The organism is Amycolatopsis sp. A1MSW2902 (assembly GCF_017312175.1).
Lineage (GTDB): Bacteria > Actinomycetota > Actinomycetes > Mycobacteriales > Pseudonocardiaceae > Amycolatopsis > Amycolatopsis nivea.
The window spans coordinates 2,552,673-2,573,012 of sequence record NZ_QJPO01000001.1; the positions used below are offsets into that span (position 1 = coordinate 2,552,673).

The window sequence follows — 20,340 nt, forward strand, 5'->3', positions numbered from 1 at the left end:
GAGGCGAGGACGGGGCCGTGGGTGGCGTGAGCCGAAGGGAGCCGGACCGCCTCACCGCCTCACGTTTCCCGTGGAAAGTTCGTGAACCCCTTGCGGTTCGTCCGCAAATACCATCCCGACGCCGCGAGCGTCCCGCCGTCCACCGGGATCGTGTGGCCGGTTACGTAGGAAGCCGCGTCCGTCGTCAGGAACTCGATCACCTTCGCGTACTCGTCCACGTGCCCGAACCGGCCCAGCGGCACCCAGGTTTCGATCGCGGCCGGGTCGTTGTCGCGCAGCATCGCGGCGGCGGGTGTCTGCTGGCTGTCCGCGAGGTCCGGCGCGATCGCGTTCACCCGCACGCCATGCCGCCCGACCTCGACGGCCAGGCTCTTCGTGAACGCCGAAACCCCGGCGTTGTAAGCGGAATACACCGCGTGTCCGGGGATGCCGCGAAACGCTTCCACCGTCGAATTGTTCACGATCACGCCGGAGCCCTGCGAAATCATGTGCGGCAGCACCTGGTGCGTGAGCTTGAAGACGTGCAGCAGGTTCAGTTCATGCAAGCGCGCCCACTGCTCCGGCGTGCTGTGCAGGAAATCCCGGGAAGCGGGGCGGAAATCGCCGACATTGTTGACCAGGACGTCGATCCGTCCGTCGCCCAGGCGCAGGGCCGCGGCGGTGACGGCCTCGACCGCCTCGTCCGTCACGATGTCGCCGATGACCGTTTCGCACGCGCCGCCGGCCGCCTCGATCTCGGCGCGCGCGGCGGCAGCGGCGGGGGCGTCGATGTCGTTCAGCACGATCAGGTCCCCGCGCGCGGCGAGGCGGCGGCTGGTCGCCCCGCCGATCCCCAGCGCGCCCCCGGTGACGATGCTGACTCGCCGGATTGCTTCCTGTGGCATGGAAAACCTCCTCGTCCTCAACCTAGCATTTGTTTGGTAGGCTGAGCGCTCCCGGCGAGAAGGAGCAGCATGCCTGTCAGCTTCGACCTGACCGATCGCGTCGTCCTCGTCACCGGCGGAGCGCGCGGAGTCGGCGACGGCATCGTGGCGACGTTCCTCGAAGCGGGCGCCAAGGTCGAGATCTGCGGACGCACGGAGCCCGGGCAGCTGCGCGAGGCGGACGGCCGCAAGCCGCGGTTCACGCAGGTCGACGTTCGGGAGCCGGAGCAGGTCCGGCAGTGGCTGGAGGAGATCGGCGAGCGGCACGGACGGCTCGACGTCGTGGTCAACAACGCGGGCGGCGCGCCGTTCGCGCAGTTCGCCGAGGCGTCGCCGCGGTTTCACCGCAAGATCAACGAGCTCAACTTCCTGTCCGCGGCGTACGTCCTCCAGGCTGCGCATCCGATCCTGCGCGAGACGCCCGGGGCGTCGGCGGTGAACATCACGTCGATTTCGGCGCGGCGGCCCAGCCCGGGCACCGCGGTGTACGGCGCGGCGAAGGCGGCGCTGGAAAGTCTCACGACCAGCTTGGCGGTCGAGTGGGCTCCGCAGGTGCGGGTCAACGCGGTCAGCTGCGGATTGGTCGAGACGCCGGGTTCCGAGGACCACTACGGCGATCCGGCGCAGCGCGACGCGGTCGCCCGGACGATCCCGCGCGGACAGTTCGCGTCGCCGGCCGAGGTCGGCCAAGCCTGTTTGCTGCTCGCGTCGCCGCTCGCGAGCCATGTCAGCGGAGCGGTGCTCAATGTGGACGGAGGCGGCGAATGGCCCGCCTTCCTCCAGCACACCCCGAACGCCTGAGGAGGACCTCGCTGTGCCCGAAGCTGTGATCGTCTCCGCCGCCCGCTCGCCGATCGGGCGGGCGTACAAGGGCTCGCTCAAGGACCTGCGGCCGGACGACCTCGCCGCGCAGATGGTCGAAGCCGCGCTGGCCGCGGTCCCGGAGGCCGGCCGGATCGACGACCTGATGCTCGGCTGCGCGCAACCGGCCGGAGAACAGGCGTACAACCTCGGCCGGATGGTCGCGTTGCGACTCGGCCTCGACGCGGTGCCCGGCACGACTGTGCATCGCTATTGCGCGTCCTCGCTGCAGACCACGCGGATGGCGATGCACGCGATCCGCGCCGGCGAGGGCGACGTGTTCGTGTCGGCGGGCGTCGAGTGCGTTTCGCGGTTCTCCCAAGGGAAAGCCGACGGCATGCCGGACACGAAGAACCCGCTTTACGCCGACGCGATGGCTGTGACGGAGAAGCGGGCCGCCGGTGGTCTGCAATGGACAGACCCGCGGAAAGACGGTGCGCTGCCGGACGTCTACATCGCGATGGGCGAGACCGCGGAGAACGTCGCTGACCATTGTGGAGTGTCGCGGGAGGACCAAGACGCCTTCGCGGTGCGCAGCCAGAATCTCGCCGAGGCGGCGGGGGAGTTCTGGCAGAAGGACATCACGCCGGTGACCTTGCCGGACGGCACTGTGGTGTCCACAGACGACGGTCCGCGCGCGGGCGTGACGCTGGAGAAGGTATCTCAACTGAAGCCGGTGTTCCGTCCAGACGGGACGGTTACCGCGGCGAACTGCTGCCCGCTCAACGACGGAGCGGCCGCGCTCGTGGTGATGAGCGACGTCCGGGCGCGCGAGCTGGGGATCCAGCCGCTGGCGCGGATCGTCGCCACCGGGGTGTCGGCGTTGAGCCCGGAGATCATGGGGCTGGGCCCGGTCGAGGCGAGCCAGCAGGCGTTGAGCCGGGCCGGACTGTCCGTTGAGGACGTTGACCTGGTGGAGATGAACGAAGCCTTCGCCGCGCAGGTGCTGCCGTGCGTGGACCAGCTGGGCCTGGACCTCGACCGCGTCAACGTGCACGGCGGGGCCATCGCCCTGGGCCACCCGTTCGGCTCAACGGGCGCGCGAATGGCGACGACGCTGCTGCACGGCCTGCAGGCGAGGGACGCGACCTTCGGCCTGGAGACGATGTGCGCGGCGGGCGGCCAGGGCATGGCGATGGTGCTGGAGCGGCTCGTCTGATCGCGCGGGACGGTTCGGTGCCCGCCGAACCGTCCCGCCGCCAGGATGCGGTCATGGATTCCGTCGTGATCGACCCGCCGGTGCTCTACCCCGGCACGCCCGTCGTGCTGCTGTCCAGTGCGAACGCCGACGGGACGACCAACCTGGCCCCGATGTCGTCGGCCTGGGTGCTCGGCCGCACCGCCGTGCTCGGCTTCGGCAGCACCGGCCACACCTTCGCCAACCTGCGCGAGCGGCCGGACTGCGTGCTGAACTACCCGAGCGCCGAACTGTGGCCCGCCGTCGAACGCTTGGCCGGGCTGACCGGCGCTCCCGTGGTGCCGGAGCACAAGGCAGGCCAGTTCCGGACCGAACGCGACAAATTCGGTGCGGCCCGTCTGACCCCGGTCCCGGCCGACCTCGTCGCGGTCGACCGGGCCGCGGAATGCCCGCTCCAGGTCGAATGCCGGGTGACGGCCGTGCGGCATCCCGGCGACCCAAGTCTGGGCATCGTCGAAGCCGAGGTGCTGCGGGTGCACGTCCATCCGGAGCTCGCGGAACCGGACCTCCGGCACATTCGCGTGGCGGCTTGGGAGCCGTTGTTTTACGTGTTTCGCCACTATGTCGGCCGGGGGCCGGAACTGGGGCGGACTTTCCGGGCCACTACGTCGGAGTCCGCTCCGCTGAGTTCCCGGTGAGCCGCGGAGACCGTCAGGCCAGTTCCCGCTTCACGATCTTCCCGCTCGCGTTCCGCGGCAGCTCCGCGATCGCCACGAACTCCCGCGGCACCTTGAAGTTCGCCAGCCGTTCCCGGCAGTACTCGCGCAGCCCCTCCGCATCCAGCTCGACTCCCGCCCACAGCGTCACGTAAGCGCGCCCCACCGAGCCCATCCGGGCGTCGTCCACGCCGATCACCGCGGCTTCCACGACGTCCGGGTGGGTGCTCAGCACGTTTTCCACCTCGGCCGGGTACACGTTGAACCCGCCCACAGTGAACATGTCCTTGAGCCGTCCGGTGATCTTGACGCAGCCGTGTTCGTCCAGCTGTCCGACGTCGCCGGTGTGCAGCCAGCCGTCGGCGTCGATCGCCGCGGCGGTCGCGTCCGGGTCGTCGAAGTAGCCGAGCATCACGAACTCGCCGCGGATGAGGATTTCGCCGTCCGCGCCGACCGGCACGTCCCTGCCCTCGCTGTCGACCGCGCGGATCTCCAGGCCGGGTACCGCCGGGCCGGTCGTGTGGGCGACGTGGCGAGGGTCCTCGTTCGGCCTCGACTGGGTCGCCACCACGCATTCGGTGAGTCCGTACGCCTGCGCGACCTGCTCGAAACCGAGGATTTCCAGCATGTCCGAGAACAGGTTCTCCGGCACCGAAGCCGCGCCGGCGATCGCGAAGCGCAGGGACGACAGGTCGAATTCGGTGCGGCGCGGGTGGTTGATCAGCGTGGTGAAGATGGTCGGCGCACCGGGCAGCACTGAGATGCCAACTCGCTGGACTAGCTCCATCAACGCGACCGGGTCGAAGGTCAGCACCGGGTAGATGGTCGTGCCAGCGGTGATCGCCGCGACCACGCCGGCCTTGTAGCCGAAGGAGTGAAAGAACGGGTTCACGATCGCGTAGTTGTCGGCGGGAGTGAGCGACGCGCCCTTCGCCCAGACATCCGCGACGCCGATCGTCTGGGCGTGCGTGCTCATCACGCCCTTCGGGACGCCGGTGGTGCCCGAGGTATAGAGAATGTCCGCCACCGTCGAAGGCGTCACCACGGATTCGTCGACGGCAGGCACCGCCTCCGCCCTGGCGAGGAATTCCTTCCACGGCAACGCGACGCCGTCCGATCCGAGGTCGATCACGGTGTGCAGCTGCGGAAGTCCAGGCACCGCACCGGAGCCGCCCGAACGGGAAGCGGCTTCAGTGAGCATCCCGAGATAGTCGTTGCCGAGGAATCCGTTGCACAGCACCAGCACTGACGCACCGGACCGTTCCAGCACCACCCGGGCTTCCTCGCCGCGGTACCGGGTGTTGATCGGCACCAGCGCCGCGCCGAGGCACTGCGCGCCCAGGAACGTCAGGATGAACTCCACCCGGTTCGGCGACCACACCGCGACCCGGTCGCCGGACCGGACGCCGACCGCGGCCAGTGCGCGGGAAACCACCCGCACTCGCTCCCGCAATGCGGTCCAGGACAGCTGTGTCGTACCGTCGACCACAGCCGGGGCGCCGCCGTGGCGGCGGGCGGCTTCGTCGAGCAGGGCGGGCATCGTGCGAGGTGTCGACACGCGGGTCTCCTCACTGAACAAGTGCTTGTTCGGTAGCATAGGGGAAAGCAGCGGGCAGGAAGGGATCCATGCGATGACTCCGCGAACCGGCCGGGCCCCGGTCAAGAACGGCGGCACCCGGCGCGGCGAGCTGCTGGGCATCGCCGCTCAGCTCTTCGCGACCCGGGGCTATTCCCAGACCACCGTCCGCGACATCGCCGACGAGGCGGGCATCCTTTCGGGGAGCCTGTACCACCATTTCGCGTCCAAGGAGGACATGCTCCGCGAGATCCTCAAGGAGTTCATGGACGACCTGCTGGCCGCGTTCACCGAGATCGCCGGGAAGGACGGCACGCCGCGCGAGCAGTTCGACGCGCTGGTGTACACCGCCTTCGCGACGATTCACGAGCGGCCGTTCGCGGTGGCGCTTTACCAGAACGAATCGGCCGTCGTCGGCAGCCTCGCCGATTTCGAATTCGTCGGGAAGACGTCGCTGAAGATCGAAAAACTGTGGCTCGGCGTGCTCCAGGCGGGCCGCGAGACCGGCGAATTCCGCGCCGACCTCGAGGTGAGCCTCGTGTACCGGTTCATCCGGGACACCGTCTGGTCGTCGGTCCGCTGGTACAACCCGCGCGGAAAGCTCCGCCACGACGTCGTGGCGGAGCAGTACCTCGCGATGCTGTACGGCGGGCTGCTCGCCGACTGAGCGGTTCAGGACCGGGACTCTTTGACCTCCCGGTCCCGGGCGTTCTTCGGGTCGAGCACGGTGCGGATCAGGGCCAGTTCGTGCTCGTCCGGCACCCGCGACACGCCCGCACCGCTGAAGTCCAGCTCGAAACCAGTGTTCGCGCGCACCTCTTCTTCGGTGACGCCCGGGTGCAGCGAGCGCACCTTCAGCCGGCCGTCCTCGTCGTAGTCGAGCACCGCCAGGTCGGTCACCACGACGCCGAGGTCGTGGAACCGCAACGCCGTCGACGCGTGCGCGCGGGCCCGGTCGTTGCCGACCCCGGACACGACGTCCACCCGGTCCACGAACACCCGGCTCGAATGCCGGCTCACCCAGTAGTCGGTGCGGTGGTTGACCGTGTTGCCCGGCGCGCCGCGCATGCCGATGAGCTGGCGTTTCGGCTTCCGCCAGTCGCCGATCAGCGAGATGTTCTGGTTGCCGAACCGGTCGATCTGGCTCGCGCCCATCATCGAATGCCGCCGCCCGGTGTTGAGAATGTCGAAGATCCGCCCGAACGGGGCCCAGCCCTCGACGGTCCCGCCCGCCGCCGCGGTCTTGCCCAGCGGCGGCGGGTCGGCCATGAAGTGGCATTCGCCGTCGGACAACACCAGTTCGGGGGAATGGGTCAGCCGGGCCAGCCGCGCGCTGACCGCCGGGACCGTGCCGACCGCGTGGGCCAGCACCTCGCCGGAGCCGCGCCACGCGTCGGAGCACGCGGCGATGCAGACCTCGGCGCGGGTTGCGGGGGCACTCATGCGGACTCCTTCTCGGTCGCGCGGTGGAAAGCGCGCACTGCTTCGTGGTAGCTGGCCTCGTCGCCGGTCAGGAAGGTTTCGCGGAACTGCTTCCACGAGACCTCGTCCTGCGCCGACTGGGCGTAATGCCGCTGGAACGCCTCGTCGCGGCCGTAATCCGGGTCGCACGAGGTGAAATGCGCGCCGTTCGGGGCTTCGATCACGCCGTTCACGAACATCCGGCTGATCAGCAGCGACGTCGACCGCTCGGTGGCGGTGAGGTCCTCGGTGTCCACGATCTTCTCGACGCTCAGCAGCGTTTTGCCCGACGCCATCGCGAACAGGTCGTCGAAATACGGGTCTGGGCCGAGGAACTGGCCGTTGCCGAGGGTGTCGCTGCGGTTGAGGTGCAGCAGCGAGACGTCCGGGCGCACCGCGGGCACCGCGATGTAGACGTCGTCGTCATAGGGCGACGCGACGGTCTTCAACTCCGGGTTCATCAGCAGCACGTCGCTCTCCAGCCCGGCCCGCGTCGGCAGGAACGACAGCCGGTTGGCGCCCGCCCGGAGCGCGGCGACGAACATGCCCTCGTCGTACTCGGTCGTCTCGACCCGGCCGCCCTCGCGCGCGGCGCGGAAATGCGGGTCGAGCGGGATCGTGTCGAGCGAGACGAACCCGTAGATCACCCGGCGCACCTTGCCCGCCGCGCACAGCAGCCCGACCTCGGGCCCGCCGAAAGTGACCAGCGTGAGGTCTTCGACGTCGCTGCGCAGCAGTTCGCGCACCATCGCCATCGGCTTGCGCCGCGACCCCCAGCCGCCGATCCCGACGGTCATCCCGGACCGGACGTACTCGGTGACGCCGTCCAGGGTCATGGACTTGCCGCCCATTCATTCCTCCAGTGTGTTCGTCTAGCTCAGGCGGGCAGTTGCACCAGTTCGACGCGGACCCGGTCCGGATCGAGCACGTACACCGCGCGGCAGCCCGCCATCGGGTGGCTCGTGACGATCGGCTCCGAGATCGCGGCGACCCCGCGTCCGCGCAGCCGCTCCAGCGTCGCGTCCAGGTCGGCGACGGTGATCGCGACGTGCGCGGCGCCCGCTTGCCCGTGGTCCGGGTCGATCCGCTTCGGCGACCCGTTTTCGTACTGCAGCAGCTCGACCACTGTGTCGCCGTCGTCCGCCGACACGAAGCTCTGGCGCACAATCACTCCCGGGTATCCGGTGACCTCGTCGATCCGCGGACCGCTGCGCTCGAACGGTCCTTCGACGCTGCCGCGCAGCAGGTCGCGGTAGAACTCGGTCGACGCGGCGAGGTCGTGCACGGTGATTCCGACGTGGTGGATCATGTGTCGCTCCGGAGCCGGGCGCGGTGCTCGCGGGCGTCGCCGAAGAGCTGCGCCAGCGCGTGCGCCCGTTTGAAGTACAGCTGGGCGTCGTGTTCCCAGGTGATCGCGATCCCGCCGTGCAGCTGGACGGTTTCCGAGGCGACCGCGGTGAAAGCCTCGCTGCACCACGATTTCGCGTACGCCGCCTGCTGGACGACGTCGTCGCCGTTGCTGGCCGCAAACCCGGCCGCCCAGGAAATCGAGCGCGCCGTTTCGACCTGCACCAGCATGTCCGCGACCCGGTGTTTCAACGCCTGGAACGAACCGAGCGGCCGGCCGAACTGTTCGCGTTCCTTGAGATGCGCGACGGTACGGTCCAAACAGGACTGTGTACCGCCGACTTGCAGTGCGGTGCAAGCGATCGCGGCGATGGCGTGCAGCCGGGGGAGCGCTTCGGCGAAGTCGGCGGCGAGCAGGGTCGCCGGGGTGTCGCGGAACTCCACCTTGGCGAACCTGAGCGTCTGGTCGACCGCCGGGGTCGCTTCAGGCGTCGCGGAGGCTTGGAACAGCGCAGGGCGTCCGTCTGCCATGGCAACTACGAGCAGGTGAGATGCCTGCGCACCGTCCAGCACCAACGTCGCGGTGCCGTTCAGCACGCCCGAGGACGCGACCACGTCCGAACCGTCGGTCCGATGCCGTCCGGAACGGTCTGCCCAGGCCAGCGCGACGACCTCGCCCGCCGCGATCCCGGGAAGAAGCTCCGGCGCGTCCGCGGCCAGCAACGCTTGTGCGGCAAGCACTCCCGAGCCCAGCAGCGGCGACGGAGTCAAGCTCGCGCCCAGTTCCTCCAGCACGACATGTGTCTCGAAGAGGCTGAACCCGGCCCCGCCGTACTCATCGGGGATGGCCAGCGCTGCGACGCCGATCTGCTCGCACAACGCGGTCCACAGTTCGGTGTCGTATCCGGAGGGTGAGTCGATCGCCGCCCGCAGATCGGTCTTCGCGGCCCGCCGGGTGACCAGCCCTCGGACGGCGGCGGCGAGTTCCCGCTGTTCGTCGGTCAGCGCGAAGTGCATCAGCGGCCCCTCATCAGGCTCTCCAGCACCCGCGCGCGGTGCACGGCAGGCGTGCCCCAGCAGCCCACGAGCGCCCGGACCCGCAACAGCCACAGGCTCAGGTCGCATTCGAGCGTGTAACCGATCGCGCCGTGCAACTGCAGTCCGGTGCGCGCGGCGAGCTGGGCCGCGTCCGACGTGGCGACCTTCGCGGCCGAAATCGCCCGGGCGCTGGGTTCGCGGGCCGCGCCGAGCACCAGCGGACGGGCGAAGTCGAGCGCCACGCGGACGTCCGCGGCGGCGTGCTTGAGTGCTTGGTACTCGCCGATCACGCGGCCGAACTGACGTCGCTGGCCGAGGTAGGCGACGGTGTCGGCCAGCATCCGTTCGCCGCAGCCCAGCAGCTCCGCGGCGCAGGCGAGGCGGGCGAGATCGAGCGCCTGTGCGCGGGTTTCCGGGGAAAGCGGCTGAACCTCGGCACCGGCGGTCACCTCGAACAGATGCCGGGAGGGATCGACCGACTGCAGCGAGCGGCCGATTTCCGCCCGAGCCAGCGAATCGCCGACCACGAAGACGTCCGTCGCGACGTTGGCATCCAGCGCGTACGGAGTGTCCGGCGCGCTCGCGAAGGTCACCACCGCGTCGCCGGAAGCCAGCGCGGACAGCAGCGAAGCGTCGGTGAGCAGCGCGGGCGCGGCGGCGATCGACTCGATCACCGGGCCCGGCACGCCGTGGTAGCCGAGCCGTTCGAAAGCGACGACGAGATCGACCGGAGTCCCGCCGACGCCGCCGTGTTCCTCGGGCACGCCGAGCGCGGTCACGCCCAGTTCGGCGAGCTGTTTCCACAGCAGCAGCCCGGATTCCGGCCGGTCGGCGGCCCAGGACCGGTTGACGCCGGGGACGTCGGCCGCGCCCAGCAGGGCGTCCAGCGCTTCGGCGAACGCGCGCTGTTCGGCGGACAGCCGGAACTTCATGCTTGTGCCTTCCTGCGGTCGCCGCGGGGGAGGCCGAGCAGCCGTTCCGCGACGATGTTGCGCTGGATTTCGTTGGTGCCGGCGTAGATCGGGCCGCCGAGGGCGAACAGGTAGTCCTCCGTCCACCGTCCGCGCACTTCCTGGCCCGCGCCGAGCAGGTCCAGCGCGGTTTCCTGGATGCCGAGGTCGAGCCCGGTCCAGAAGAGCTTGTTGACGCTGCCCGCCGCGCCGACGTCGCCGCCGTGCTGCACGTGGTCGACGGTGTCCCAGGTGTAGAGCCGGTAGGCCTCGGCCTTGATCCAGGCGTCGGCCACGCGGTCGCGCAAGTGCGGAGCTTCGGCTCCGCGCTCGGCCCAGAGATCCAGCAGCCGGTCGGCAGCCGCGAGGAACCGGCCCGGCGAACGCAGCGACAGGCCGCGCTCGTTGCCCGCCGTGCTCATCGCGACGCGCCAGCCGTCGCCGACCCCGCCGAGGACGTCCTGATCAGGCACGAAGACGTCGTCGAAGAAGATCTCGGCGAACCCGCAGTCGCCGTCGAGCTGGGCGATCGGCCGGACGGTGACGCCGTCCGAATCGAGCGGGAACAGGAAGTAGGTGAGCCCGCGGTGCCGTTCGGCCTCCGGATCGGAGCGGAACAGGCCGAAACCCCAGTCCGCGAACGGGGCGCGGGAGCTCCAGATCTTCTGACCGCCCAGGACCCAGCCGCCGCGTTCGTCGTCGCGGACGGCGGTGCTGCGGATCCCGGCGAGGTCGCTGCCCGCCTCCGGCTCGGACCAGGCCTGCGCCCAGATCCGGGTGCCGTTGGCGGTGCGCGGAAGGTGCCGCTGGCGCTGGTCGTCGGTGCCGTGCTCGAAGATGATCGGGGCCAGCAGCGAGATGCCGTTCTGCGCGATCCGGGTCGGCGCGCCGCTGAGGTAGTACTCCTCCTCGAACAGCACCCATTCGATCAACGTCGCGTCGCGGCCGCCGTACTCGGCCGGCCAAGTGACCACGGACCACCGGCCCTCGGCGAGTTTCGCTTCCCACTCGCGGTGCGCGCGGGCGCCGTCCTCGGTGTCCATCGACGGCAGCGGGCCTGGGCTGTTCTCCGCCAGCCAGGCACGGGCCTCCGCACGGAATTCTTCTTCCGCGGCGGTGAATTCCGGGCTCATGACTCTCCCGCGGCCTTCTTGTTGGCCTTCGCCATGGAACGCGCGTCGAGCCCGGCGAGCGAATCGGTGTCCAGCTCGGCGTTGTGCGCGTGCGCGGCGTGGTGCAGGCCGAACACCGAGTCCATTCCGGACCGCATGCCCATCAGGTCTTCGGCCTGGTTGACGGCCTTCTTCGTGAGCGCGAGGCCCAGCTGCGGCATCTGCGCGATGCGCTCGGCGATGGCGAACGTCGCCTCTTCCAGTTCGGCGCGCGGCACGACGTGGTTGACCATGCCGAGCGCCTGCGCACGGTCGGCCCCGAACCGGTCGCCGGTGTAGAGGAACTCCTTCGCCGCGCGCGGGTTCATCACCCACGGGTGCGCGAAGTACTCGACGCCCGGGATGCCCATTCGCACCACCGGGTCGGAGAAGAACGCGTCGTCGGAGGCCACGATGAAGTCGCACGACCACGCGAGCATCAGCCCGCCCGCGATGCACGCGCCCTGCACCATCGCGATCACCGGCTTCGGGATCTCCCGCCACCGCCGGCACATGCCGAGGTAGACCTCCGACTCGCGGGCGAACCGCGAATCGACGCCCGCCCGGTCGGTGTGGTCCCACCAGATGACCGCTTTGCGCTCGAAGCTCTGGTCGATGTCGCGGCCCGGGGTGCCGATGTCGTGCCCGGCGCAGAAGTGCTTGCCGTTGCCCGCCAGCACGATCGCCTTGACGTCCGGGTCGTCCACTGCCTTGGTGAAGGCGGCGTCGAGCGCGTACGTCATCTTCGAGTTCTGGGCGTTGCGGTACTGCGGCCGGTTCAGCGTGACGACCGCGACCGGACCGCGCACCTCGTACGTCACGACCTGCTCGTCGGTGCTTTCTTCGGTTCCGCTCAACGCGCATCACTCCTTCTCGGTTCGGCGGCGATGCTACCAAACAAGTGCTTGGTTTGGTAGCGTGGCGGGACCGGCACCGGCGGACCAGGAGGACGGGTGGATCTTCGCTACACCCCCGAGGACGAGCAGTTCCGCGCCGAGGTGCGCGAGTGGCTCGGCGACCACCTCGCGGGCGAGTTCGCCGCGCTGAAGGGCCTCGGCGGGTCCGGGCGCGAGCACGAAGCGCCGGAGGAACGGCAGGCGTGGAACCAGCATCTGGCGGCGCACGGCTGGACCTGCCTCGGCTGGCCGGTCGAGTACGGCGGGCGCGGGCTGAGCCTGCTGCAGCAGGTGATCTTCCACGAGGAGTACGCGCGGTCGAACGCGCCGGCACGGGTCAACCACCTCGGCGAGGAACTGCTCGGTCCGACGTTGATCGCGCACGGCACGGACGAGCAGCGGCGGCGGTTCTTGCCGGGGATCGTCGGGGTCACCGAGCTGTGGTGCCAGGGCTATTCCGAGCCGGACGCCGGGTCGGATCTGGCCGGGGTGCGGACGCGGGCCCGGCTGGAGGGCGGCGAGTGGGTGATCGACGGGCAGAAGATCTGGACGTCTCTCGCTCAGCACGCGCAGTGGTGCTTCGCGGTGGTGCGGACCGAACCGGGATCTCGGCGGCACACCGGGCTGTCGTACTTGCTGGTGCCGATGGACCAGCCTGGGGTCGAGGTGCGGCCGATCCGGCAGCTGACCGGGACCAGCGAGTTCAACGAGGTCTTCTTCGACGGGGCCCGGACCGAAGAGTCGCTGGTCGTCGGCGCGCCCGGGGACGGGTGGCGGGTCGCGATGGCGACGCTCGGGTTCGAGCGCGGGGTGTCGACGATCGGGCAGCAGGTCGGGTTCGCCCGGGAATTGGCTGGCGTTGTCGCTGCCGCGCGGGCGAACGGGCGTTATGACGATCCGGTGGTGCGGGATCGGTTGGCGCGGGCAGCTGTCGGCCTCGAAGTGCTGCGGGTGCACGCGTTGCGGACGCTGAGCGCTTACGAGGCTGGGTCGCAGGGGCCGGAGGCTTCGGTGTCGAAGCTGTTGTGGGCTCGGTGGCATCGTGAACTGGGTGAACTGGCGATGGAGGTCCGCGGGGGTTCCGCGTTGACTGCCGCCGGTTCTTACGATCTTGATGCTCAGCAGACGCTTTTCTTGTTCAGCCGGGCCGACACCATTTACGGCGGTTCGGACGAAATCCAGCGCAATATCATTGCCGAGCGGGTGCTCGGCCTGCCTAGGGAGCCGCGACCGTGAGCGTTAAACCGGAACAGCCCGCGCCTGATTACGTGCCGGGGCACGGGTTGCTTGCCGAGCGCGTGATCGTCGTGACTGCCGCGGCGGGCGCGGGCATCGGGGCGGCGGTTGCCCGGCGGTGCCTGGAGGAAGGCGCCCGGGCGGTCGTGATCGGGGATACGCACGAGCGCCGGCTCGCTGAGGCGACTGCCAAGCTGGGGGCGGAGTTCGGCGCCGATCGGGTCGCGTCGGTGGTGTGCGACGTGACCAAGGAGGACCAGGTCGCGGCTTTGCTGGACGCGGCCGAGCCGTTCGGCGGGGTCGAGGTCATGGTGAACAACGCCGGTCTCGGCGGTACGGCTTCGATCACCGAGATGACGGACGAGCAGTGGTCGTTGGTGCTCGACGTGACGCTTACCGGGACTTTCCGGTGTATCCGGGCGGCTTCCCGGCGGATGATCGCTCGCGGTTGCCGCGGGGTGATCGTGAACAACGCGTCGGTGATCGGCTGGCGGGCGCAGGAGGGGCAGGCGCACTACGCGGCGGCCAAGGCCGGGGTGATGGCGTTGACGCGGTCGGCGGCGATGGATCTGGCTTCGTCGGGGATCCGGGTCAACGCGGTGTCGCCCAGTCTGGCGATGCATCCGTTCCTGGAGAAGGTCACCACTGCTGAATTGCTGACCGAACTGAAGGGGCGCGAGGCGTTCGGGCGGGCGGCGGAACCTTGGGAAGTCGCCAATGTGATGGTGTTCCTCGCTAGTGCTTATTCGTCTTATCTCACCGGTGAAGTCGTCTCGGTGAGCAGTCAGCATCCCTGATTCTGGAGGATTCGTGCCTGAGGCATATGTGGTGGACGCGGTTCGCACTCCGGTCGGGCGGCGCGGCGGTTCGCTCGCGGGGACGCATTCCGCGGATTTGGGGGCGCACGCGATCCGTGCGCTGGTGGAGCGGACCGGGATCGACCCCGGTGCGGTGGACGATGTCGTGTTCGGCTGTTGCGACACGGTCGGGTCGCAGGCTGGGGATGTGGCTCGGACCGCTTGGCTGGTGGCGGGGCTGCCGGAGCACGTGCCTGGGGTGACTATCGATCGGCAGTGCGGGTCCAGCCAGCAGGCGGTGCATTTCGCGGCGCAGGGGGTGATGTCGGGGACTGCGGACCTGATCGTTGCCGGGGGAGTGCAGAATATGTCTGCGATTCCGATTTCTTCGGCGATGGTGGTGGGGCAGCAGTTCGGGTTCAGCACGCCTTTTGCGGAGTCGCCTGGGTGGGTGGCTCGGTACGGTGATCAGGAAGTGTCGCAGTTTCGCTCGGCGCGGATGATCGCGGAGAAGTGGGGGCTTTCCCGGCGGTCGCTGGAGGAGTTCGCTTTGGAGAGCCATCGCCGGGCTTCGGCCGCTATCGATTCCGGCCGGTTCTCGCGGGAGATCGCGCCGGTCGGCGAGTTTTCGGTGGATGAAGGGCCTCGGCGGGATACGACGCTGGAGAAAATGGCCGGTCTCAAGCCGTTGGAGGAAGGCAGTCCGATCACGGCTGCGGTGGCGTCGCAGATCAGTGACGGGGCCGGAGCGTTGCTGATCGCTTCCGAGCGGGCGGTCGAGGAGCACGGGTTGACGCCGCGGGCTCGGGTGCATCACATCAGCGTGTACGGGGCGGATCCGGTGTGGATGTTGACCGCGCCGATTCCGGCTACTCAGCGGGCGTTGGAGAAGACCGGGCTGTCGGTGGGGGACATCGATCTGTTCGAGTGCAACGAAGCGTTCGCGCCGGTGGTTTTGGCTTGGATGCAGGAGATCGGTGTGCCGCACGAGAAGGTCAACGTGAATGGCGGCGGGATCGCGCTGGGACACCCGATCGGGGCGACCGGGGCGCGGTTGATGACTACTTTGCTGCACGAGCTGGAGCGGAGTGGCGGGCGGTACGGCCTGCAGGTGATGTGCGAGGGCGGCGGGCAGGCGAACGTGACCGTGCTTGAGCGGTTGTGAGCTCGGTGTCGTGAGCGGCGATGCCGGTGTTAACCGGGATTGCCGCTCATGAGCCACCGGTCCGCAGCGGTTTGGACGGCCTCTTCGTCCTCTTTCGCGTGCCCGCCGGAAGCTCCGGCCGCGCCGAGAACCACCCCGTCAGCGGTGATCAGGATGCCTCCGGCGAACGGAACGTAGTCGCCGCCGTGAAGATGCTGGATGCTGTCGACGATCGCGCCCGGCAGCTCGAGCTTGCCCGAGGGCCGCAGCGTCAGCAACGCGGTGCGCGCCTTCGCCACCGCGATCCGGCTGGTCATCGGCATCGCGCCGTCGGCCCGGCGCAGCGAGATCACCGACCCGCCCACGTCGAGGACCGCCACCGCCAGCGGCGGGAAGCCGCGTTCAGCCGCGACCTCGAGCGCGGACGCCACCAGCCGGTCGGCGTCCGCCAAGGTCAAGCCGGGCAGCCTGGGAGTCTCCGTCATGGCTCCGAACCTAAACCTGGAGCAGATCCGGGGACAAGACAGCCGGTTCCGATCTAGTCCGCCAGCGCAGCGGTGGCTTTCAACCGTTCCTGTGCGGTGTCGACGATTCGAGTCACCAGTTCCGCGCAGCTCGGCAGATCCTCGATCACTCCGACTACCTGCCCGGCCGCCAGCATCCCGGCCTTGGTATCGCCTTCGACCAAGCCTGCTTTGAGCAGCATGGGGGTGTTCGCGGCCAGCATCGTTTGCGTCCACGAGCGGTCGCTGCCGCGTTTCATGCGGAGGCCGTCGCTGATCAGGGAAGGCCAGGACTGTCCGCTCAGGCGTTTGAAATCCTTGGTACGGCGCAGAGTTCGCGCCATGCGTTGCACGAAGCCTTCCCTCGTGAGGCCCTCGATGAACGGGGTGCGCAACAGACGGTGCGGCATGCCGTCGGCCTTGGTGGTGACGACGGTGCCGTCCAGGCCGAAGCCCAGGTAGGTGCGTTTGATCTCGTCCGGCACTGCACTGTCGCTGGTTAGCAGAAATCGCGTGCCCATGCCGATTCCTGCTGCGCCGTAGGACAAAGCAGCGGCGAGTCCGCGGCCGTCGAAGAAGCCTCCGGCGGCGACTACTGGGATATCAACTGCGTCCAGTACGGATGGCAGCAGCAGGGTGGTGGCCGTAGGACCGGTGTGGCCGCCGCCTTCGCCGCCTTGCATCATCACCAGGTCGGCACCCCACGAGGCGACCTTTTCGGCATGCCGGGCGGCGCCGACGGTGGGCATGACGACCAGGCCGTGGTCCTTCAGCCGGGCGATCAGGTCTTTTTTGGGCGCAAGGGCGAAAGATGCCACCTTGACGCCGTGCTGTATCAGCAACTCGGCGCGTTCGGCGGCGTCGCCCGCGTCGGCGCGGAGGTTCACTCCGAAGGGCTTGTCCGTGCGTTGCTTGACTTCCTTGATGGCGTGGTCGAGCTCGTCGTAGGTCATCGTCGCGGAGGCGAGGATGCCCAGTGCGCCGGCGTTGGCTGTCGCGGAGACCAGGCGCGGGCCGGCTACCCAGCCCATGCCAGTTTGCACGATCGGGTGGGTCACGCCGGTGAGCTCGGTGAGCGGGGTGCGGAGAGGCACGGGTCTCCTCGAGAGGTCAGTCGTTCGTCGGGCGGCCGGTGGCGACGAAAGCGTCGCGGTGTTCGTCGGCGGCTCCGATGAGGTTGAGTTCGAAGGTGTAGCCCTGTTCGTAACGGTAGCTGCGGTTGACGTCGATCGGGTCGATGCCGTTCAGCGCGGCTTTCGCGGCCCGGATGACGCGTGGGTCCTTCGCGGCTACCTCGCCGGCCAGCGCGAGCGCGGCGTCGTGCAGGTCGGCGGCGGGCACGGTTTCCAATACCGAGCCGTGCTGGACCAGGTCTTTCGCCGCGATGGTGCGGCTCGTGAAGTACAGCGTGCGCATCAGGTGCTGGGGGACCAGGCGGGCGAGGTGCGTCGCCGCGCCCAGTGCGCCTCGGTCGACCTCGGGGACGCCGAAGTACGCGTCGTCGGCGGCGATGATCGTGTCGCAGTTGCCGACCAGTCCGACCCCGCCGCCGAGGCAGAAGCCGTTCACCGCGGCGACCACCGGGACGGCGCATTCGTAGATCGCCTTGAATGCCAGGTAACAGCCGCGGTTCGCGCCGACGAGGGCGTCGAATCCGGTGGTGCGCTGCATTTCCTTGATGTCGACGCCCGCGTTGAAGCCGCGTCCCTCGGCCCTGAGCAGGACGACGTGCACCGCCGGGTCCTCGCCCGCCTCCCGGACCGTTTCGGCGAGGCGGAACCATCCGGCGACCGGCAGGGCGTTCACCGGCGGGTAGTCCATGGTGACCACGAAGGTGCCGTTGTCGTGGAGCTGCGTGGAAATCGTCACGTGCGTTCCTAACCTAGCGATTGCTTGGTAGCCTAACACTTGCTTGGTTTACGGGGAACCGCCTCGCCTGCCGGCCGACGAAACGGAGATGATGTGAGCGGGATGTTGCAAGGCCGGGTCGCGATCGTGACCGGGGCGGGCCGCGGGCTCGGGCGCGAGCACGCGCTGGAGCTTGCCCGCCAGGGCGCGAGCGTCGTGGTGAACGACCTCGGCACGTCGGGCGCGGGCGAAGGCGCGTCCGACGGTCCGGCCGGCGAAGTGGTCGAGGCGATCCGCGCGCTGGGCGGCGAGGCAGTGGCCAACGGTGCCGACGTCGCGAACTTCACGGCGACGGAAGCGTTGGTGCAGCAGGCGGTCGACGCGTTCGGCGGGCTGGACATCGTGGTGAACAACGCGGGCTTCGTGCGCGACCGGATGATCGTGACCACCAGCGAGCAGGAGTGGGACGCGGTCGTCGCGGTGCACCTGAAGGGACACTTCGCGTTGATGCACCACGCCGCGGGTTACTGGCGCGCGGAGGCGAAAGCCGGGCGTACGCGGGCGGCGCGGATCATCAACACCACCTCCGGCGCGGGTCTGCAGGGCAGCGTCGGCCAGGGCAGCTACAGTGCCGCCAAGGCCGGGATCGCCGCGTTGACGCTGGTCGGGGCCGCGGAACTCGGCCGGTACGGCATTACGGTGAACGCGCTGGCCCCGGCCGCGCGCACCCGGATGACCGAGGGCCCGTTCGCGGCGCAGATGGCCGCGCCGGACGACGGGTTCGACGCGATGCACCCGGGCAACGTGTCGCCGATCGTCGCGTGGCTCGCCAGCGAGGACGCCGCGGACGTCACCGGCCGCGTGATCGAGGTCGAGGGCGGGCGGATCTGCGTGGAGAACGGCTGGAGCCACGGTCCGTCCCGCGAGTTGGACCGTCGCTGGACCGCGGACGAGGTCGGCCCGGCCGTGCGCGAGCTGCTGAAGGAAGCGCCCGCGCCCGAACCGGTTTACGGGGCGCAGTGAACAGCCCCGCGGAGTGGAAGGGCCGGGTCCTCGGCGAACGCACCATCGCCTACACCGACCGCGACCCGATCCTCTACGCGCTCGCCATCGGCGCCCGGCCGGACGAACTCGACTTGGTGTTCGAGGACCGGTTGCGGGTGCTGTCGCCGTTCGCGCTGACGCTGGCCCAATGGGCCCCGGACGTCCTCGGCTCGGCCGGTGCGTTCGAGGTCGGCAACGCGGTGCACGGTTCGCAACGGCTCCAGGTCTTGAAGCCATTGCCGCCTGCGGGCGAGGTTTCCCTGCGGGCCCGGGTCCCGGAGGTGTGGGACAAAGGCAGTGCGGCGGTCTATGAAGTGGCCGTCGAATCGGACTACTTCGTCGCGACGTGGTCGTTGTTCTGCCCCGGCATCGGCGGGTTCGGCGGCGAACGCGGACCCGGTCGTCCGCCCGCCTTGGACAGTCCGGATTGGACCGCGCCACTGTCCACTGCGGACAATCAAGCCCTGCTCTACCGCTTGCTCGGGGACCGGCACCACATCCACGTCGACCCCGCGGCAGCGGCCGGAATCGGCCAGCCCCGGCCGATTCTGCACGGCTTGGCCACCCTCGGCGCGGGCGCGCTGGTCGCCGCCCGGCAGGTCGGCGCGCATCCGGCGGACCTGACGTTACTGGAAGGCCGGTTCGCCGCGCCGGTGTTCCCCGGCGAGGAATTGCAGGTCGAAGGCTGGTCCGACGGCGGGCTTCGGATCACGTCGGAACGCGGCCCGGTGGTCGACGGCGGACGGGTCCACTTCGGATAGAGGAATGCGCATGAAGGTCTTGGTCATCGGCGGCACCGGCATGATCGGCGCGAACACCGCCGTGCACTTGAGCGGTGCCGGGCACGCCGTCACGGTCGCCGGACGCCACGAACCCGACGCCGATTCGCTGGTGGCGGGCCTGCCGGTGCTGCTCGGCGACTACGCCCACGACGGTTTCGACGAGGCCGCGCTGGCCCCGTTCGACGCCGTCGTTTTCGCGGCCGGACAAGACATCCGGCACGTCACCGGCTGGGGCGACGAGGAGTTCTGGCGGACGTACCAAATCGACGGCGTCACCGCGATCGCGGCGCGCGCGAAACGGGCCGGCGTCGGACGTTTCGTCCAGATCGGCAGCTACTACCACCAGGTCCGGCCGGATCTCGCGGAAACGAACCCGTACGTCGACGCGCGCCGCCTCGCCGACGAAGGAGCGCGCGCCCTGGCCGGGGACGGGTTCGCGGTGTGCACGCTGAACCCGCCGTCAATCGTCGGCATGGCCCCCGGCCGGTCGACGCGGCAGTTCGCGAAAATGCTGGCCTGGGCCGACGGCGAACTGGCCGGGAAGGTGCCGGACTTCGCGCCGGTCGGCGGGACGAACTACCTGTCCGTGCGGAGCCTGGCCGAAGCGGTCGAGGGCGCGCTGCTGCGCGGGGAATCCGGTGCGGCGTACCTGGTGGGCGACGAAAACCTCAGCTTCCGGGACTACTTCCAGCTGATCTTCGACATCTCCGGTTCGGGGCGGACCCTGGAGGAACGCGACGAGGAGCACCCGTTCCTGCCCGACCGGGTCCTGGTGCCCGGCCGCGGCGCGACGATCGCGTACGAACCGGACGCCCGCGAGACGGAACTGCTCGGCTACCGCCGCCGGGACGTCCGGCCGATGCTGGAGGAGATGACCGCGGCCGTGCGGTGACGTCGTGAGTGGCAATGCCGGTTCTAACCGGCATTGC

The 20,340-nt window shown here is 69.4% G+C and carries 21 protein-coding genes and 1 pseudogene; 10 read left to right on the forward strand and 12 right to left on the reverse strand.

The window, feature by feature from the left end:
• Positions 1–59: 59 nt before the first annotated feature.
• Entirely contained in the window at positions 60–884 is an 825-nt protein-coding gene (locus tag DMP23_RS11610) for an SDR family NAD(P)-dependent oxidoreductase (RefSeq protein ID WP_337821019.1), read from the reverse strand.
• Between the two features lie 69 nt (positions 885–953).
• Between DMP23_RS11610 and DMP23_RS11615 the strand changes: the two genes are divergently transcribed.
• Genes DMP23_RS11615 through DMP23_RS11625 form a run of 3 tightly spaced genes read left to right on the forward strand, consistent with a single transcriptional unit; the run spans position 954 to position 3,620 of the window.
• On the forward strand, positions 954–1,724 hold the full coding sequence (locus tag DMP23_RS11615; RefSeq protein WP_043835638.1) for an SDR family oxidoreductase: 771 nt from the start codon (positions 954–956) through the stop codon (positions 1,722–1,724).
• A gap of 13 nt (positions 1,725–1,737) precedes the next feature.
• On the forward strand, positions 1,738–2,943 hold the full coding sequence (locus DMP23_RS11620; protein WP_337821020.1) for an acetyl-CoA C-acetyltransferase: 1,206 nt from the start codon (positions 1,738–1,740) through the stop codon (positions 2,941–2,943).
• A gap of 53 nt (positions 2,944–2,996) precedes the next feature.
• Positions 2,997–3,620 carry a flavin reductase family protein gene (locus DMP23_RS11625; RefSeq protein ID WP_337821021.1) on the forward strand — a complete coding sequence of 208 codons (624 nt, stop codon included), beginning with the start codon at positions 2,997–2,999 and terminating at the stop codon, positions 3,618–3,620.
• Between the two features lie 13 nt (positions 3,621–3,633).
• Here the strand turns inward: DMP23_RS11625 and DMP23_RS11630 are convergent, their stop codons facing one another.
• Positions 3,634–5,196 (reverse strand): AMP-binding protein, encoded by a 1,563-nt coding sequence (locus DMP23_RS11630; RefSeq protein WP_337821022.1) that lies wholly within the window; start codon positions 5,194–5,196, stop codon positions 3,634–3,636.
• 73 nt (positions 5,197–5,269) lie between these two features.
• Between DMP23_RS11630 and DMP23_RS11635 the strand changes: the two genes are divergently transcribed.
• Complete coding sequence (locus DMP23_RS11635; RefSeq protein WP_336161012.1) at positions 5,270–5,881, forward strand: TetR/AcrR family transcriptional regulator; 612 nt, start codon at positions 5,270–5,272, stop codon at positions 5,879–5,881.
• Positions 5,882–5,886: 5 nt separating this feature from the next.
• Here the strand turns inward: DMP23_RS11635 and DMP23_RS11640 are convergent, their stop codons facing one another.
• From DMP23_RS11640 to DMP23_RS11670, 7 genes are read right to left on the reverse strand one after another with little or no spacing between them, the layout of a single operon-like run.
• Positions 5,887–6,657, reverse strand: coding sequence for a CoA-transferase subunit beta (locus DMP23_RS11640; RefSeq protein ID WP_337821023.1), 771 nt, complete (start codon positions 6,655–6,657; stop codon positions 5,887–5,889).
• Entirely contained in the window at positions 6,654–7,526 is an 873-nt protein-coding gene (locus DMP23_RS11645; protein WP_337821024.1) for a CoA transferase subunit A, read from the reverse strand. Before DMP23_RS11645 ends, DMP23_RS11640 begins: the two co-directional genes overlap by 4 nt.
• A 26-nt stretch (positions 7,527–7,552) precedes the next feature.
• Entirely contained in the window at positions 7,553–7,984 is a 432-nt protein-coding gene (locus tag DMP23_RS11650) for a VOC family protein (RefSeq protein ID WP_051728898.1), read from the reverse strand.
• The gene (locus DMP23_RS11655) at positions 7,981–9,039 is read right to left on the reverse strand and encodes an acyl-CoA dehydrogenase family protein (RefSeq protein ID WP_337821025.1); all 1,059 of its coding nucleotides are present in this window, start codon (positions 9,037–9,039) and stop codon (positions 7,981–7,983) included. Before DMP23_RS11655 ends, DMP23_RS11650 begins: the two co-directional genes overlap by 4 nt.
• Complete coding sequence (locus DMP23_RS11660; protein WP_337821026.1) at positions 9,039–9,992, reverse strand: acyl-CoA dehydrogenase family protein; 954 nt, start codon at positions 9,990–9,992, stop codon at positions 9,039–9,041. The genes DMP23_RS11655 and DMP23_RS11660 overlap by 1 nt, the downstream gene beginning before the upstream one ends.
• Complete coding sequence (locus DMP23_RS11665) at positions 9,989–11,143, reverse strand: acyl-CoA dehydrogenase family protein (protein ID WP_337821027.1); 1,155 nt, start codon at positions 11,141–11,143, stop codon at positions 9,989–9,991. The genes DMP23_RS11660 and DMP23_RS11665 overlap by 4 nt, the downstream gene beginning before the upstream one ends.
• The gene (locus DMP23_RS11670) at positions 11,140–12,018 is read right to left on the reverse strand and encodes an enoyl-CoA hydratase (RefSeq protein ID WP_037812239.1); all 879 of its coding nucleotides are present in this window, start codon (positions 12,016–12,018) and stop codon (positions 11,140–11,142) included. The genes DMP23_RS11665 and DMP23_RS11670 overlap by 4 nt, the downstream gene beginning before the upstream one ends.
• Before the next feature lie 96 nt (positions 12,019–12,114).
• Here DMP23_RS11670 and DMP23_RS11675 point away from each other — a divergent pair, with 96 nt between their 5' ends.
• The 3 genes from DMP23_RS11675 to DMP23_RS11685 are packed head-to-tail and all read left to right on the forward strand — an operon-like array spanning position 12,115 to position 15,255.
• Positions 12,115–13,293: an acyl-CoA dehydrogenase family protein gene (locus DMP23_RS11675; RefSeq protein ID WP_337821028.1), complete on the forward strand. Its 1,179-nt coding sequence runs from the start codon at positions 12,115–12,117 to the stop codon at positions 13,291–13,293.
• Positions 13,290–14,090, forward strand: coding sequence for an SDR family oxidoreductase (locus DMP23_RS11680; RefSeq protein WP_337821029.1), 801 nt, complete (start codon positions 13,290–13,292; stop codon positions 14,088–14,090). Before DMP23_RS11675 ends, DMP23_RS11680 begins: the two co-directional genes overlap by 4 nt.
• Positions 14,091–14,103: 13 nt before the next feature.
• On the forward strand, positions 14,104–15,255 hold the full coding sequence (locus tag DMP23_RS11685; protein ID WP_134728653.1) for an acetyl-CoA C-acetyltransferase: 1,152 nt from the start codon (positions 14,104–14,106) through the stop codon (positions 15,253–15,255).
• A 29-nt stretch (positions 15,256–15,284) separates the two neighbouring features.
• Here DMP23_RS11685 and DMP23_RS11690 read toward each other — a convergent pair whose 3' ends face one another.
• The 3 genes and pseudogenes from DMP23_RS11690 to DMP23_RS11700 all read right to left on the reverse strand — a co-directional run bounded on the left by DMP23_RS11690 (position 15,285) and on the right by DMP23_RS11700 (position 17,606).
• Positions 15,285–15,719: a GlcG/HbpS family heme-binding protein gene (locus tag DMP23_RS11690; RefSeq protein ID WP_240691276.1), complete on the reverse strand. Its 435-nt coding sequence runs from the start codon at positions 15,717–15,719 to the stop codon at positions 15,285–15,287.
• A gap of 53 nt (positions 15,720–15,772) precedes the next feature.
• Positions 15,773–16,852, reverse strand: a pseudogene (locus DMP23_RS11695) (NAD(P)H-dependent flavin oxidoreductase); the annotation flags it as partial.
• The gene (locus DMP23_RS11700) at positions 16,848–17,606 is read right to left on the reverse strand and encodes an enoyl-CoA hydratase family protein (protein WP_134667771.1); all 759 of its coding nucleotides are present in this window, start codon (positions 17,604–17,606) and stop codon (positions 16,848–16,850) included. The gene DMP23_RS11700 and the pseudogene DMP23_RS11695, both read right to left, overlap by 5 nt.
• 93 nt (positions 17,607–17,699) lie before the next feature.
• Here DMP23_RS11700 and DMP23_RS11705 point away from each other — a divergent pair, with 93 nt between their 5' ends.
• Genes DMP23_RS11705 through DMP23_RS11715 form a run of 3 tightly spaced genes read left to right on the forward strand, consistent with a single transcriptional unit; the run spans position 17,700 to position 20,303 of the window.
• Positions 17,700–18,608, forward strand: coding sequence for an SDR family oxidoreductase (locus DMP23_RS11705; protein WP_337821030.1), 909 nt, complete (start codon positions 17,700–17,702; stop codon positions 18,606–18,608).
• The gene (locus DMP23_RS11710) at positions 18,605–19,390 is read left to right on the forward strand and encodes a MaoC/PaaZ C-terminal domain-containing protein (protein WP_134667773.1); all 786 of its coding nucleotides are present in this window, start codon (positions 18,605–18,607) and stop codon (positions 19,388–19,390) included. Before DMP23_RS11705 ends, DMP23_RS11710 begins: the two co-directional genes overlap by 4 nt.
• A 10-nt stretch (positions 19,391–19,400) precedes the next feature.
• Positions 19,401–20,303 carry an NAD-dependent epimerase/dehydratase family protein gene (locus DMP23_RS11715; protein ID WP_337821031.1) on the forward strand — a complete coding sequence of 301 codons (903 nt, stop codon included), beginning with the start codon at positions 19,401–19,403 and terminating at the stop codon, positions 20,301–20,303.
• The last annotated feature ends 37 nt before the right edge of the window (positions 20,304–20,340 follow it).